We start from the raw sequence: 14,622 nt of genomic DNA on the forward strand, positions 1-14,622 counted from the left end.
ATATGTTTAGACCCATTCGTCTAGAAGTACCATAAAGAAACTGTATATAAATACTTGCGTCATAGCAATCACCAAATGGATTACAACACTAAAAATTGACAGTTATTTGATATAATTTTACATTCGATACTGCTATCATAACGTTTTTCATTATACGTTTGTAAAAAACTATTAATGAATACTTTATATAAATCATTAAAAATCTGTTTCATAATTTTTGCAACATCTTTTCTAATTTCCTGCGGGTCAAAATCAGATTCAAAAATAAAAAATGATATAATTCCTCATACGCTAACCAAAGATCTACAAGATCAAATTGGAGAGTATGTTGTGGAAACATTTGAAGATTCCAAAAAAACACTTTGGTTTGGAACATTAGAGAAAGGAGTTGCAAAATATGATGGAAAAACCCTCACCTATGTCACAACTACAGATGGGTTGCCAAGCAATAGAATAGTGAGTATTATTGAAGATACTAAAGGTAACTTATGGTTTGGTACGGGTGCTGGTTTATCACGATATGATAGGAAGACCTTTACCAACTTCAATACAACACACGGGCTTCTGGATACCAGAATAAGCACTATTTTATTAGACAGCAAAGGTAATTTTTGGATTGGAACCTGGGGCGGTGTCTATAAATTTGACGGAATTAAATTCACCTACGTTACAATCCCAATACCTCCAATACAAACTCAACCTAATGAGGATACTAAAAATTGGGTGACCACACTGCTGGAAGATTCTAAAGGAAATATTTGGATAGGTCGGGATGGATATGGCGCTTGTAAATATGATGGAAAATCTTTTGTTCATTATTTAAAAGATGACGGCCTTTACTCAAATAACGTTCAGAAAATTGTAGAAGGTACCAATGGTGACATCTGGTTTGGGACAAGAGTAGCTGAAAAAGACAATCCCGATTCAAACAAAAGGTTTGGTGACGGAGGCATTACAAAATATAACGGTATAAACTTTACGCATTATCCCGAAGTGGAAGGTCTTAATGAAAATGACGTATACGAAATGTACAAGGACAATTTAGGTAACATATGGATTGGCACCTTAAGCAATGGCGTATATAAATATAACGGAACAACGTTTATAAATTATAAGGTACCCAAACCCATTATGAGTATTATGAAAGATAGTAAAGGAATCCTTTGGATGGGTTGTGCCGGCGGACTGTTTTCTATAAATTCAACAGGAATAGTTAATGTAACAACCAAGGGTCCTTGGGAATAAAAACTAGTATTTAAACCAATATGGATTTCGATATCCCAACATTAGAAGTTCTTGAAAACGGACTTTTTTGTGATTGAACAGCATTTTTCAAACTTCCATAAACTAGTGTGACTTGTAGGTAATATTTATAATTGTGATCTTCTTTTGTTCATTCCCCAATTTAAAATCTATAACGTCCCCTTCTCTAGCTCCTATGAGTGCTTTTGCAATAGGTGCCACAAAGGCTATTTTTTGTTTTTTCACATTGGCTTCGTCTACTCCTACTAATTGAATGGTTACTGCCTGCGGTATTGGTTCAATTTTGTAGGTAACGAATGCACCAAAACGCACTTCTTCTTTGGACTTAATACTATCCAACAGTCTTGCGCTGTTGATACGCTCTAAGAGTAAGTTTCGTTTTCCATTTAATATACTTAAAGCTACGCGACGTTCACGCTCGTCTGTTTCAGTTAGAGTTGTAATGGTAGTATCTAAGAATTGTAATTCTTCGTTTAGCTCTTTAAGCCCATTGGTAGTTACGTAATTGGTAACACCTGCGGGAAGCGCAGCCCTTGGCGGAATGATGGGTTTTTCTTCCTGATCGTCTTCTTTTACAAATCCTCTACTCATTGGTTTATAATTTTATACGTAACAATACAAAGAAACAAAGTTGGTTTTAGGAGTACTAAAAATTTATTTCTACCTAAATTGTTTGAAGGGCATTTAAACACCCACTAAAAATAGGCTTGGCAAGAATTGAAGATTTTGAAATATAATGATTAGTCTAAGATTTGTTCTTTTGCAATAGAAAAGTCAAAACGGGTGCCTTTTCCAACCTTACTGGATACTTTAATAGTACCTCCCAAACTTTCACAAATCTTTTTTACCATAGATAAGCCAATGCCGTGACCCTTATTTCCTTTTTTGTCTATGATATCTAAGGTTTCGTAAAGATTGAAAATAAGGTGTAATTTTTCTGGTGCGATTCCTTTTCCATTATCTTCTACTGAAAAATGATAAAAATTAGTATCTTCATAACAATCCACTTTTATTTCAGCACTTTCTTTGTCATTGTATTTTAAAGCATTTGTGAAAAGATTTAATAATACTTGCTCCAGTGCTGGCTTATTGGTATGAAGAATAAGATTTTGATCTGGAAGATGTATCCCGGATTGTTCATTTACATGTAGGATTTCAATAATTTCTTCCAGCAGTTCAAAAATATCGAATGTAGTCTTGGACTCTTTGGCGAGTCCGTCACTTTCATAATATTTCAGAATGTTACTAATATAATCGCTTAGGGTAAGAGAACTGGTTTTAAGATAATCTAAATAATTTATCCCGTCATTATCTAAAATGGCGCTGTATTTCTTTTTTAAAATATCACTGGTAATAATAAGGTTTGCCAATGGCATTTTCATATCATGAGAAATCACCCCAGCAAATTCTTTTAACCGTTCGTGTTGCTCCTGCAGTTCTTTTCGTTGGGCTATTGCTTTATTGTTAAGTAACCTAAGTTCAATCAACTTTTCAATTTGTTTCCCTAAATTTTTAAGTAATTCTTTTTCTTCATCAGTTAATACTCTTGGCTTATAGTCTATGATACATAAAGTACCTATGGTATATTTCCCTTCAATAATAATGGGAACTCCTGTATAAAACTTTATAGCTTTTTCTTTTGCAGTAACTAATGGATTATTTGCAAAAAGCGGATCTTTATCTGCATTTTCAACTACATACAATTCTGGTTGCTTGATCGCGTGAGCACAAAATGAAATATCCCGAGGGGTTTCACAAGCATCCATACCTACCCTAGATTTAAACCATTGCCTAGTACCATCTACAAGACTAAATAGTGAAACAGGCGCGTTAAGATATTTGGATGCCATTTGAGTAAGCATGTCAAATTCATCTTCTGGTAGCGTATCTAGTAATTCTAACGAATTGAGAAAATCAATCCGTTCTTTTTCTGAAATATGCAAAGTAGTTAAGTTAGTCATTGTTGTAAAGATAGTGTAATTTAGAGTTTATGGCATTTCTTCTTCCATACGAAGGCTTTTACGATATATTTTTATCGAATTGCATTAAAAAGAAGTATCTCTATAGGAAAAACCCTTTTTGAAGAAAGGTACTTGGCTTAGAAAGCAGAAGTTAGGTTCTTGAAATTCCTTTTTTAGGTATTCCGAGTTTCAGAAATAGTAATATGTTCTTAAAAAATATCTAAAAAAAATTATTGCCAATAGTTTTGGTTGTACTTTTATCCTGTGTCACAAGATTCCCATATAGCAACCAAATCAAAGATTCCACTTTACACGGTGAAACAAGGGTCTGCGCTTGCTGTACAAACATTTTATATGGTTGCCTTAAAGAACCATATAAAGTTAAGTGGTATGGCAGACCGGAAAGCTAATCTTATTCTTGCTGTATGTGCGTTGTTAATTTCGGCTATTCTTACCAATAGCTTGAAGTTTGTACAAGAAACTGGAGATCAATACTTATTGTTTCCCACGATTATCTTTGTTCTTTTTATGCTGGTAGCGATGATTCTCTCCATTATCACAACTATTCCCAAGGTTACAAGCGGAACCTTTAACAGAGAGGCTGTGGAAGCCATGGAAGTAAATTTGTCGTTCTTCGGAAATTTCCACAAAATGAAATTGGAAGAATATGAATGGGCGGTAAAACATATGCAACAAGAAGGTGAGGAAATCTACAAGGTTCTCACTAAGGATCTTTACTTCTTGGGAAAGGTCTTGGATAAAAAATTCAGATTATTAAACATTACCTATGGCTTTTTGATTGTGGGTGTTGTTCTTTCGGTAGCCGTTTATATCTGGGCTTTTTATAAGCATAACTAGTTTAATCAATATTATAATCAATTATATTTCATATCGTTAGCATTTGCTGAAATCGAAATTAAATTATTTTCAATTTCAGTGAAAAAAAATTGCCTTAGAAAAATTTCCGTGTCAAAAAATAGTATAAATTCGCACGCATTTTAAACGCAACTAATTTTTATTTATACAATGAAAAAAATCCTTTTTAGCGCTTTCGCATTAGCAGCTGTAGTAACTCTTTCTTCTTGCCGTAATGAAGCAGAAAAAACTGAAGTAACTATCGAAGAAACCACAGAAACTCCAGTTGTTGAAGAAACTAAAGAAATGGCACTTGAAACTGCTGTTGAAGTAGCAGACTCTACCAAAACTATTGTTGAGAAAGTTGAAGAATAGATTACAGTATATGCCCATTTAAGGGTTATTTTACTTATTAAAGCCTCACAATTGTGGGGCTTTTTTGTTTTTAACCTCTCTTACATTTGTATCTGTAGATCTTAATTTAATATAGTAGAAAAATTGGTAGAGTTACCAACAGGAATTATGAATTGCAGGAATGATTAGAGGGTCTACCCAAAGAATATGTTAAGCAACTCCATGTACAGTAAGGTAGGTGGTTACCCAAACAATAATAGATGAGATAGTGATTCCTAAGACGTTTGCCCAAAAAGCTTTTTGGCGTTCAATTTTAAAGATATAGGTCGCTATGGTACCCGCATAAACACCTGTTCCTGGTAAAGGAATAGAGACAAAAAACATAAGGCCCCAAAACCCATATTTCGTAATTTTATCGCCAGAGCCAGTCTTAGCGCGTCTTGCTACCCAAATAGCTGCTTTCTTATAAAAACGCCAACGCAATAATGAAGAATTTATGTATTCTAAAAAAAACAGCATCATAGGATACACTAAAATATTAGCCCCCAATGCAATTAAAAAAACAAAAAACGGATTTAATCCATTGGCAATGCCATAGGGAATCCCCACCTTGGCTTCCCCAAAAGGAGAAAGGCTCCATAAAATTGTAAAAATTGTTTCTTTAACCAAGGCTCAAATTACTAGATGTTTGCAAAATTAACGCTATCTAAAACCATCTACACACAAATTGTTATTAAAAATTTCAGAAAAGATACAGAACTAATCAGGAGCTGTGTAAATTGTACTAAAATATGTATCTCATGGAAAATTGGCTCGTTGCAAACCAAATTATTATTATTAAAAGCGCAGCATCTGTTGTGGCAATTTACCTTATTATCTTACTTTATTCGCGAATATTTGGGCTTAGAACTTTTGCTAAAATGACGAGCGTAGACTTTGCTGCCACCATCGCTATGGGGTCTATTTTTGCAGATGTAATAGGAAGTACAGACTATTCTATCTTAAAAGGAGCTGTAGCTTTAGGAATTATTATTTTACTTCAAACCCTTTATTCAGTTGGCATCCGTAAATCTAAGTTCTTTAAAAAAATAGCCACCAACACGCCCCTACTCTTAATGAAAGATGGGGAAATATTAAACGAGAATCTTGCCAAAGCCAATGTAAGTAAAGGCGATTTGTACGGGAAACTTCGCGAAGCAAATGTTATAGAATTAAAAGAAGTACGTGCTGTGGTTTTTGAAGTAACGGGAGATATTTCGGTTTTGCATACCCGTGGGGATGAGCCTTTGGCTGCAGAATTATTGGAGGGAGTTACTAGTTAAAATAAATATGTATAGTGTAAACCTGCTCCAAAAATTGAATTAGAAGTGGAACTTGTGTCAAAACCAGTGAGTAATTTGAAGGTCCCGAAGGTATCTGAAGGATAGGCAAGTTCAAGATAGTGATGTGTTGTGGTAAGAGCTTCTGGAAAAAGGTTTGCTAATCTTCCAAAATTTTTAACGAAAGAAGATTTTAATTTCCAATTTATCACTTTGTAGGTTCCAGAAATCCCAAAATGGTGCATTGAAAGTGTATTGCTTATAAATTTTGTTTTACTTTCATCCAATGTAGTTCCAGCTGCTGTAATCATAAAGGGCAATCCTATGCTACCTCCTTCGTACGTCCAACCGCTTCTGTAAACACTATTGTTGAAATAATTATCAAAACCGCTCCCACCTGCCGCGGTTCCGCTTTGGTCTTTTGTTGTGATAAACTCGTACACAAATCCTGAAATATAAGTTGTTTCTTTGAGTTGAAAGTAAACACCCCACACCCCATCTGGAAAATTAGAAAATCCCGTTCCGCTTCCGTCTTCAAAAGGATGCTCGTGATAGACCGAAGTGGTTCCAATCGAGTTTGTAAATTCATAATCAAATAAATAAGAACCTAAATGATTACCAACGGCATTAAAAATCTCTCCATCTACTCCAATTTCAGCAGATTCGCGTGCTGTAAAAACATCTACAAAACCGCTAAAATTACTTTTTAACTTCCCAAATTCTGGAGAAGTTCCAGCCCACTGTGCGAAATGCTGTATTTTTCCTGTAAACTTATGATTTTCGTTAAATTGCATAATTAAAGCCAAATGTTTGTAATGCAGGCGTGCGTTTCGTGTATACCTATTGTCATTAAGCTCATAATGAGCGATTGCTGCATCTATACTAAAGATATTCGATATTTTTAAAGGTGCAGATGAGGAAACTCTAAGACCAGGTAACGGTCTCACATTATTGGACCAGAGATAATTTTTATTTGTAGCAGAGAGTCCTTGAGCGACTTCGGGTTGTTCCTGAGCTCCTGCAGTCACAGCAAGCCAAGAATTTTTAAACTGAACATACATCTCTTTTCTTTGAAATTCATGGGCTACATTATCTCGATAATAAGAACTTGCTCTTCCAGAGAATTCACTATTTTCTGTAAGCTCATAGTTTATTTCGCCCTCCGCAAGACCCGAGATGTTACTTTGTCTTCCAACATTTGCTGAAGTATTTGTATAAAACCACAACGGTAAACTATCGCTCGTACTAACAAATCCCGAAGTCTCTACGGTACCTCCAAAGCTAAAATTGGATTGGCATACGGCTGAGTGAGTAAATAAAATAAAAACTCCAAATAAATAGCATTTCATAGCATTGAAATTATGAGAACCATTTGCCAAAAAATGATTTCTTTTCTTCTGTAGTATACGTATAACCATATTTGTTACCATACCCAAAATTATTCTGTGAAACGTTGTTAAGCACTAAAGATACTTTCGATAAGCGTTTACTTATAATAGAATCTTTTAAAAACTCAAGAAGCTTTTTATCAGTATGATCTGCTCTAACCACATAAAGTAATGCGTCTGCATATTTATTAATTAATACTGTATCTGTCACCAACATAGCCGGAGCAGTATCGACAATAACATAGTCAAATCCGTTTTCTACTTCTTTGAAAAAGGTTTCGGTTCTTGGCCTCATTAATAACTCGGCAGGGTTTGGAGGAATTACTCCTGAGTGGATAATGGTTAGATTTTCGTCGTAATTGCTTGGCTGCATTAGTTCTTTAGCCGTAACACTTTCATCAACTATATATTCGGTAAGACCTTTCTGGCTTTTCTTTCCTTCGGGTAAGTATCTATGCAGTTGTGGGTTTCTTACATCTGCACCAATTAATAACACTTTTTTTCCGGTAAGTGCTAGTGTGAGTGCCAAGTTAAATGCCACAAATGTTTTACCCTCACCTTTTACAGTAGAAGTAACAAATATTTTATTAGCCCTATTAGCATCTAAACTATTCAATACTTGAAATTGCAAATTGGTCCGTAAAATCCTAAATGATTCGGCCAACATACTTCTATCGCTTTTTTGAACAAGTTCCTCTTCATTTTTACCCAACTTAGGTATTTCACCTAGAAAATTTAGGTGAGGCATAATTCGTTCTACATCCCTCCTATTCTTAATTTTAGTATCAACTAAGAAACTAAGGTATAGTATAAGAAAAGGTAGTAATAAACCTGCCAATAGCGCACCCAAATAAATAAACATTCGATTAGGGCTTACGGGCGATTTACTACTAAACGCACTATCTATGATCTTAGCTTTAGGAGCTGTTACCGCAAGAGAAATAGAAGCCTCTTCTCTTTGTTGCAATAAAAATAAAAACAATTGCTCTTTAATACCTTGTTGACGGTTAATTTCGCGAAACAATTTTTCTTTTCTTGGAACTTTTGCAATTTGTGAGTTCAGTGTAGCTTCTTTATAATTTAAGTCCCGCAAAGAAATTTTCAAACTATTTCTTTGATTTTCTAAGCTACTAAGAATTCCTGTCCTAATTTGTCCTATCTGGTTGCTCAAATTAATAACGACAGGATTTTTTACAGTAGAATTTTTAAGTAACCTGTTACGCTCCAGAATTAACTGGTTATAATTGGAAACAGCAGAGGCAACTTGGTCTCCTTGCAAGCCTATGTTTGCTGGCAACAAGTCATTAGCTCCAGAATTTTGCATATAATCTACCATGGTATTGGCAAGCTCAAGCTGGGTACCTACGTTTAACTGTCTCTTGTCAAACTCACTCACATTCTGAAGTATAATCTGTGCTTCCGCTTCAATATCTGTGAGTCTATTGGTACTTTTAAAGGTTTCTTTATTTTGTTCTACAGAATCTAACTCTCTAGTAATAATTTCTAGTCTAGAGTCTATGAAGTTGGATGTTTTTTGTGCTACCTGGTTTCTGTCGTTTATAGCATCTTTATTATACTGAAAGATTAACTCATTTATAAAATCTTCGGCTTTTTCTCGCACAGGAGATTGCATAGAAAAGTTAATCACATTGCTATATCTATCATCACTTAATACAGAAACTCTGTTTTGGTATTGCAACGCTGTGTTTTCTACGGAAGCGAAACTAACTGAAATAGTTTTCCCTATAAATTCGGTAAAAGAAAATTCATTGTCGAAAATAGGTATTACTGTTATCTTACCAAAAGGAAGGTTTAGGGATTCTCCAAAACTATGGACTTCATCTATAGATTTGTTTTCGGTATAAATAGTAAATTCAGTTTTAGAATTTATAGTAAGAAATAATTTGGGAACATACGGAGTTCGCACGCTGTCGTTAAAAGACAAATACTGTACAATAAAAGGCCTGTTAGTATATAATTCAGAAGTAATAATAGACCCTATATTATCGTATTTAATATGTAGATTTAATTCTTTTATTACTTCTGAAATTAGACGCTTAGACTTTAAAATAGCTAGCTCATTGGCTACTTTATTAGTTTGTAATCCTCCTAAGTATCCGGCTTCAGAAAATGGTGAGATACCTCCAAAGTTACCACTAGAGGCTTCATTTTTTATTAAGATTGAAGCTTTAGATTGGTATGAGGGAATGGTATACCGTAAATAAACTTTTGCTACTACCAATGCAATAATAACGCAAAGTAAAAACCAAAACCATTTTTGGCTATAGCGTTTTAAAGTTTCTTTCAAGTTAAAATCTTGTTCTTCCTTTTGAACAGGTGCTGGTTGCATACGTTTATCTTGTAATTAAAATTACGGCACTTAGTATAATAGTGACTACAGATAAAACAGCAGGAATATCTGGAATAAAACCAGATTTCTTAACACCTTTTAACGACGGTTCAACATAAACAATATCGTTCTGTTTTAAAAAGTAATACGGACTGCTAAAAAAGTCGGTTTTTGTAAAATCCACTTTTGTCACTTTTTGTGTACCGTTTTCTTCTCGTATTATGGTAACAGTTTCTCGTTTCCCATCTACTGTAAAATCTCCTGCCAACCCAATAGCTTGTGGGATTGTAACACGTTCATCTTTTATGGTATACACGCCGGGGGCTGCTACTTCGCCCAAGACTGTAATTTTAAAATTTATTATACGCACATCAACAACAACATCTTTAACATATTCAGACAGTTTATTGGTAAGGACGGAAATAATTTCTACCCTAGTTTTTCCAACTACAGCTACAGCACCCAATCCTGGATACTGAATACTTCCATTTGGGCTAACCAAATATCCCTGCAATTGTTCGTCCCTAGTTTCGGTTTGTAAACCTGTAACTTTTTGAAAAGGTTTAATTAGTGTTTCCTCTAAAGCAGAGACAGAGATATACAAAATATCATTAGGCTCTATCTTAGGTTCAAAATACTGTGCGGTTTTTTGTTGGTTTAATTTTTCAGCATCTTGAAAATAGAGAATTTCTTTTTTGGTTGCACAGGAAAAAAGGCAACAGCTCAATACGATAAAGCAAATAGTATGTTTCATAAATTGGGTGCAAATATAGCCCATATAGTGCAGTCTCCCTATATTTTTGTCAAGGCTTTGTCTTTAGAAATATCCAATGCCTCAAAGCTGGAGTTCTCGCTTTTATATTCTGGCACCATTTCCTTAAGGAGTTTTACTACTTTAGTATCTTCATGCTGGGTTGCTGAACGAATAATATGCTCGGCTTTTTCCTTAATTTCTTTGAAAGATCCTGCCTTATCACTAGAAATCATAATTTTTGGATGATGAGTTGGTAATACCGTGGATGTGTCGTTTAACAACTCTTCGTACAATTTTTCTCCAGGTCTTAATCCTGTAATTTTTATATCTATATCCTGATAGGGTTCTAAACCAGAAAGTTTAATCATACGCTCTGCCAAGTCAATAATTTTCACAGGATCTCCCATGTCAAATACATAAATCTCTCCTCCTTTCCCCATCGTGCCAGCTTGCATCACCAATTGGCAGGCTTCCGGAATAGTCATAAAATATCGGATAATATCTTTGTGTGTCACTGTAACAGGACCGCCTTGTGCAATTTGCTTTTTAAAATGCGGAATTACAGATCCGCTAGAACCTAGTACATTTCCAAATCTAGTAGTTATAAACTTAGTCGTTACCTTGTCCTCATTTTGCAAAGCTTGTACATACATTTCGGCAGCTCGTTTGGAAGCCCCCATCACGTTAGTAGGGTTCACAGCTTTATCTGTAGAAACCATTACAAATCGCTCTACTTGGTGTTGTAAACATTGAAGACATAAATTAACGGTCCCTAATAGGTTTACATAAATGGCTTCATGTGGATTCCGTTCAATAAGAGGAACGTGTTTGTAGGCTGCAGCGTGATATATTAAATTAATATGATACTTATTAAACATAAGCTCTAGTCTGTACATATTACTTATATCGGCAAGCTCTGTTATAAAATTGAAATTTGGATGGTTTAATCTCAGATATAATTCTAATTCGTGAAGGGCAGATTCGGCCTGGTCTAAGATTATTACCAGTTCGGTATTGTATTGCGCCAATTGTTTTACAATTTCACTCCCAATAGAACCAGCTCCACCAGTAACCATAACGGTTTTACCTTCTAAATCTTTTTTTAATAGTGCATCATTTACCGAAATAGGCGATCGTTCTAAGAGATCTTCAATTTCAAGCGGCTTTATTTGATTCTGTATATCTTCTTTATTTTTCCAGGTTTGCAGATTGGGAACATTTAAAATTTCTACACCAGCGAGCAAACAACTTTCAACAATTTCATTTTTTTCTTTTCCAGAAAATGAATCACTCATGAGCAAAACGGCCTGTGCTTCGATATTCTGTAGGGTTTCGGCCAGGTTACGAACCGAAAAAACAGGTTTCCCTAAAATTTTATACTTTTTTGAAATTTTATTCTGTGTTAAAAATCCAACCAATGTATAAGGTAAAGAGGATTCCGTTAAAATGGATGAACCTAAAGAGATGCTTTGATCGTCCACTCCAATGATAGCAATTTTCTTTTTGTCTTCAGTTGTAGTAACATTTTTTAGAAAGGTATAACTTTCCTTTACTGAAATTCTGAAAAGCAATAAAAATGTAAAAGACGCAAACATATATAACAACAATGAGGTTGTTAAAAATATTTTTTGCCCTTGAATAAATTCGAATATAAAATTAAATAGCAAGATAGTCACAATCGTCGCAACAGTTGTAAATGCAAGCTTAATAATGTCTATAAATGTAGAATGCCTAATAATACCTGAGTAACTTTTAAATATGAAGAAAAATAAAAGATTTACAAGTAAAACTATAATCCCTTGCAAGGGTGCGGAAATCACATTGTGGAAATAGATTGTACTGCCTTTCAGTATAAAATAAGTAGCCAGCATAGCAAGACTACATAAAAATATATCCAACAAAACAACGATCCATCTTGGAAGGTATCGCTGGTCCATTAGAAGCAACTTATTGTCGCCCGTATATAATTTATTTAAAAATTTTGATGAAGATTTCAAGTAGGGGAATTTTGATGGTAAATATACAAAAACATCTATACGAAAGGATTTAAAGACTTCATAATTCTCTGTTTTTCAGTATCTGACAAATTTGAACCCGAAGGTAGACAGAGTCCAATATTGAATAAGGTTTCAGCTACAGTGTTACCATAATACGGTGCCTCAGTAAATATGGGCTGTAAATGCATAGGTTTCCATAAGGGTCTGGATTCTATGTTGTCTTCGGCTAGAGCAAGTCTCACTTCTTCTGAAGTATATCCCGTCTTATCAGAATCTACCGTAATACAAGTCAACCAATGGTTTGAAACATAGTCATTGTTAGGTTCTTTAAAAACAGTAACTCCTTCAGTTGTTGCAAACAAATCGCTATACAACTGATGCATTTCTCTACGTAAGGAAACGTGTGTATCCAGCACCTCCATTTGCCCACATCCAATTCCTGCGCAAATATTACTAAGCCTGTAATTGTATCCAATTTGGCTGTGTTGGTAATGTGGCGCTTCATCCCTAGCCTGTGTTGCCAGAAAAATAGCTTTCTCTTTAACCTGAAGTGAATTTGAAACCAACGCTCCTCCACCCGACGTGGTGATGATTTTGTTCCCGTTAAAACTCAGGATACCAAGAGTTCCAAAGGTTCCACATTTTTGACCTTTGTAACTACTTCCCAAGGCTTCGGCACTGTCTTCTACGATCGGAATTTCATATTTTTGTGCTATCGCAGTAATTGCTTCAATTTTGCAAGGCATCCCATAAAGATGTACTGCTACAATTGCTTTTGGTTTTTTTCCTTTAGCAATTCGGTCTTTAATGGCGGTTTCTAGATGAATAGGACACATATTCCATGTTTCTAGCTCGCTATCAATAAAAACTGGAGTCGCTCCCTGATACACGATAGGGTTTGCAGACGCCGAAAAGGTAAATGTTTGGCACAGCACTTCATCCCCTTGGGAAACACCTAATAAAATAAGGGCTAAGTGAATGGCCGAGGTGCCCGAACTTAGTGCCGCAACATAATTCGTATTACCCAAATAATTTTCAATACGGGTTTCAAACTCTGTTACATTGGGTCCTAAGGGTGCTATCCAATTAGTTTCAAATGCTTTGGAAACAAAGTCCTGTTCGGTTCCTCCCATGTGTGGGGAGGAAAGGTATATTTTAGGGTTCATTTTATGTGTTTATTATTTTGGCTGGATTGCCAACCACGATTGCCCCGTCGGGAATATTTTTAGTAACTACCGCACCTGCACCTATCGTCACCCATTTGCCAATGGTAATTTCTGGTAAGATGATGCTACCAGCTCCTACTAGGGTTCCTTCTCCAACGATACAGCCACCAGAAATAGCAGCATTTATAGCAATGTGGCAGTAGTTACCAACAATGGTGTTATGCGAAACCGTTGCATTGTTATTAACGATTGTAAAATCCCCTATGGTAACAGCTGCATCTACCACAGCATTTGGTAATAATTGAACGCCTTTACCAATAATAGCAGATGGATACACCACAGCAGTTGTATGGATAAAAGTAGGACACTTTACCGTCAAACTTTCAGCAATTTTTTTTCTAATCGTATTATTCCCTATAGCGATGGCTGCTGCATTAGTAATATGAGCATCATCGTTCCTCTTTTCCACAGGGACTCCTAACACTTCTTTTTCTGAGGGGTTTTTATCTAATATAACAATAGGTTTGTATTCTTCGTTCGCCAAAATAAGCGCAACAAGTGCATAACAATGGCCTCCGCCTCCAAATATGGTGATTCCCTTCATATATCATTTCCTTTAAAAGGTTGAACAGTGACTGACGTATCGCTGTTTACATCGCTTCGAATGATCACCTTTTGCACCGTTTTTAACAATATTTTAAAATCGAGTGCAAAGCTAATTCTTTCCACATAGAATATATCCAATTCAAACTTTTTTTGCCAAGAAACAGCGTTTCTTCCATTAACTTGTGCCCAACCTGTGATTCCAGGTTTTACAAGATGTCTTTCTTTCTGTTTTGTAGAATATAAGGGCAGGTATGCGGGCAATAAGGGCCTTGGCCCTACCATACTCATATCGCCTTTTATTACATTCAACAATTGAGGGATTTCATCCAATGATGTAGAGCGTACAAATTTCCCAAAACCTGATAACCGTTGGTGGTCGGGAAGTAAATTTCCAGCTTGGTCTTTGGTATTACTCATTGTTCTAAACTTGATAATATAAAAAATACGTTCATCTTTTCCAGGACGGCGTTGCGTAAAAAACGGATTACCTTTGAGCGCAATAAATAGTACGACCATAGTAACAAAAAATAGCGGCAACAACAGCATAAACACAATAATTGCAACGACAAAGTCTAAAAAAGGTTTTATAAATTTTTTATACACGCTACA

The 14,622-nt window shown here is 35.3% G+C and carries 14 protein-coding genes; 4 read left to right on the forward strand and 10 right to left on the reverse strand.

The genetic code is table 11. The annotated features are described in order from the left end of the window. The first annotated feature begins 174 nt into the window (after positions 1-174). Positions 175-1,245 carry a ligand-binding sensor domain-containing protein gene (locus tag ACQ2HF_RS13790; RefSeq protein WP_432410998.1) on the forward strand — a complete coding sequence of 357 codons (1,071 nt, stop codon included), beginning with the start codon at positions 175-177 and terminating at the stop codon, positions 1,243-1,245. 102 nt (positions 1,246-1,347) lie between these two features. On the opposite strand, the gene ACQ2HF_RS13795 is transcribed toward ACQ2HF_RS13790, so the two are convergent. Together ACQ2HF_RS13795 and ACQ2HF_RS13800 are read right to left on the reverse strand one after the other, a co-directional pair. After that, on the reverse strand, positions 1,348-1,854 hold the full coding sequence (locus tag ACQ2HF_RS13795) for a GreA/GreB family elongation factor (protein WP_432410999.1): 507 nt from the start codon (positions 1,852-1,854) through the stop codon (positions 1,348-1,350). Between the two features lie 149 nt (positions 1,855-2,003). Next, positions 2,004-3,224 carry a GAF domain-containing sensor histidine kinase gene (locus ACQ2HF_RS13800; protein ID WP_432411000.1) on the reverse strand — a complete coding sequence of 407 codons (1,221 nt, stop codon included), beginning with the start codon at positions 3,222-3,224 and terminating at the stop codon, positions 2,004-2,006. Between the two features lie 264 nt (positions 3,225-3,488). Here ACQ2HF_RS13800 and ACQ2HF_RS13805 point away from each other — a divergent pair, with 264 nt between their 5' ends. Beyond that, positions 3,489-4,082: a Pycsar system effector family protein gene (locus ACQ2HF_RS13805; protein WP_432411001.1), complete on the forward strand. Its 594-nt coding sequence runs from the start codon at positions 3,489-3,491 to the stop codon at positions 4,080-4,082. Positions 4,083-4,250: 168 nt separating this feature from the next. Next, positions 4,251-4,454, forward strand: a complete 204-nt coding sequence (locus ACQ2HF_RS13810) for a hypothetical protein (protein WP_432411002.1) — start codon at positions 4,251-4,253, stop codon at positions 4,452-4,454. 189 nt (positions 4,455-4,643) lie between these two features. Here ACQ2HF_RS13810 and ACQ2HF_RS13815 read toward each other — a convergent pair whose 3' ends face one another. Beyond that, entirely contained in the window at positions 4,644-5,102 is a 459-nt protein-coding gene (locus ACQ2HF_RS13815; protein WP_432411003.1) for a COG2426 family protein, read from the reverse strand. A gap of 131 nt (positions 5,103-5,233) precedes the next feature. Between ACQ2HF_RS13815 and ACQ2HF_RS13820 the strand changes: the two genes are divergently transcribed. Then, the gene (locus ACQ2HF_RS13820) at positions 5,234-5,755 is read left to right on the forward strand and encodes a DUF421 domain-containing protein (RefSeq protein WP_432411004.1); all 522 of its coding nucleotides are present in this window, start codon (positions 5,234-5,236) and stop codon (positions 5,753-5,755) included. Here ACQ2HF_RS13820 and ACQ2HF_RS13825 read toward each other — a convergent pair. From ACQ2HF_RS13825 to ACQ2HF_RS13855, 7 genes are read right to left on the reverse strand one after another with little or no spacing between them, the layout of a single operon-like run. Next, complete coding sequence (locus ACQ2HF_RS13825) at positions 5,752-7,101, reverse strand: capsule assembly Wzi family protein (protein WP_432411005.1); 1,350 nt, start codon at positions 7,099-7,101, stop codon at positions 5,752-5,754. The genes ACQ2HF_RS13820 and ACQ2HF_RS13825 overlap by 4 nt on opposite strands. A 10-nt stretch (positions 7,102-7,111) precedes the next feature. Beyond that, complete coding sequence (locus ACQ2HF_RS13830; RefSeq protein WP_432411006.1) at positions 7,112-9,490, reverse strand: GumC family protein; 2,379 nt, start codon at positions 9,488-9,490, stop codon at positions 7,112-7,114. 4 nt (positions 9,491-9,494) lie between these two features. After that, on the reverse strand, positions 9,495-10,244 hold the full coding sequence (locus tag ACQ2HF_RS13835; RefSeq protein ID WP_432411007.1) for a polysaccharide biosynthesis/export family protein: 750 nt from the start codon (positions 10,242-10,244) through the stop codon (positions 9,495-9,497). A 38-nt stretch (positions 10,245-10,282) separates the two neighbouring features. After that, the gene (locus ACQ2HF_RS13840) at positions 10,283-12,241 is read right to left on the reverse strand and encodes a polysaccharide biosynthesis protein (RefSeq protein ID WP_432411008.1); all 1,959 of its coding nucleotides are present in this window, start codon (positions 12,239-12,241) and stop codon (positions 10,283-10,285) included. 35 nt (positions 12,242-12,276) lie between these two features. Continuing rightward, positions 12,277-13,407: a DegT/DnrJ/EryC1/StrS family aminotransferase gene (locus ACQ2HF_RS13845; RefSeq protein ID WP_432411009.1), complete on the reverse strand. Its 1,131-nt coding sequence runs from the start codon at positions 13,405-13,407 to the stop codon at positions 12,277-12,279. Position 13,408: 1 nt separating this feature from the next. Next, on the reverse strand, positions 13,409-14,011 hold the full coding sequence (locus ACQ2HF_RS13850; RefSeq protein WP_432411010.1) for an acetyltransferase: 603 nt from the start codon (positions 14,009-14,011) through the stop codon (positions 13,409-13,411). Continuing rightward, entirely contained in the window at positions 14,008-14,616 is a 609-nt protein-coding gene (locus ACQ2HF_RS13855) for a sugar transferase (RefSeq protein ID WP_432411011.1), read from the reverse strand. Before ACQ2HF_RS13855 ends, ACQ2HF_RS13850 begins: the two co-directional genes overlap by 4 nt. Positions 14,617-14,622 lie beyond the last annotated feature (6 nt).

Source organism: Rasiella sp. SM2506 (assembly GCF_050859505.1).
Lineage (GTDB): Bacteria > Bacteroidota > Bacteroidia > Flavobacteriales > Flavobacteriaceae > Marinirhabdus.